Source organism: Collinsella sp. AF19-1LB, assembly GCF_003459655.1.
Taxonomy (GTDB): Bacteria; Actinomycetota; Coriobacteriia; order Coriobacteriales; family Coriobacteriaceae; genus Collinsella.
This window is the reverse complement of the sequence record NZ_QRWO01000076.1, coordinates 1-1,038: the sequence shown is the minus strand read 5'-3', so window position 1 is coordinate 1,038 and position 1,038 is coordinate 1. Positions and strand designations below refer to the sequence as shown.

Here is a 1,038-nt window from a genome sequence, read left to right as displayed (position 1 = left end):
CTCCGCGAGCGGCGCCATCTTGCGCGAGATCACGCGGCTCGCGCGGCGCGCCACGAGCGCGAGCGCGAGCGCGCTTCCCGCCGCGACGCCGACGAGCATGAGGTTCTGCGGGTTGGGAAGCAGGCCGGCGAGATCGCGCGAGACCCACTGCGGCAGGTACTCGCTGACGAGCGCGCATGCCCCGCCGTCCTTGAGCGGGAACGCGGCGTAGGTGAGGCCCGAGCCCCCGCCCTCGATCTCCACTGTGCCCGGATCAGCGGCGAGTGCCGTACGGGCCATTTCCGTCGCGTCCTCGAGCCGCGTGCCCTCGAGGTCTGTCATCAGCACGTATCCGTCCTTGTTCAGGATGAGGTAGCGGTACGCCGTCGGCACGTCCTGCTGCCCGCAGACGCCGTCGCGTGCCAGGCCCTCCGCGACCTCGCGTGCATTGGCCGGCCCCCAGCTTGCCTCGTAGACGAAGCCCACATTGATCGCCGCGGAGAGCGCCATGAACGAGGCGAGCCACGCCGTGGCGACCGCCGCGAACGCGTAGGCGAAGTAGCGCGCGATGACGAAGGAGAGCGGCATGCCCCCGCGACCTCGCGCCCCGGTCCTCAGAGCTGCCACTTGTACCCCATCCCCCAGACGGTCGCGATCGGATCGGCGCCGGCCTCGGAGAGTTTCCTCCGGGCGCGGCTGACCTGCATGGATATGGCCGCGTCGTCGGCGTCGCTCTCCCAGCCGAGCACCGCCTCGCGTATCTGCGCGCGGCTCATGACCTGCCCGGGGTGGCGCGCGAGGTACTCGCAGATGGCGTACTCGGTGGGAGTGAGCGGCACGGTCTCGCCGCCCACGGCGAGGTCGCGCGCCCCGAGGTCGATCCGCACCTCCCCGAAGGAGAGGGCGTGCGAGCGCGGCCGGCGCTCACGGCGTAGATGGGCCGCGACCTTGGCGCGCAGTTCCGCGGCCCCGAAGGGCTTGCGGACGTAGTCGTCGGCGCCCAGGCCGTAGGCGGCCACGGCGTCCTCCTCGGCCACGCGCGCGGTCAGGAAGACGATG

General features: G+C 72.1%; 1 protein-coding gene and 1 pseudogene. Both read right to left on the bottom strand.

The annotated features are described in order from the left end of the window. Positions 1 to 567 (bottom strand): annotated as a pseudogene (locus DWX39_RS10810) (hypothetical protein); the annotation flags it as partial. A 26-nt stretch (positions 568 to 593) separates the two neighbouring features. Beyond that, the coding region (locus tag DWX39_RS10805) for a response regulator transcription factor (RefSeq protein ID WP_147336412.1) at positions 594 to 1,038 on the bottom strand (445 nt) is incomplete at its 5' end.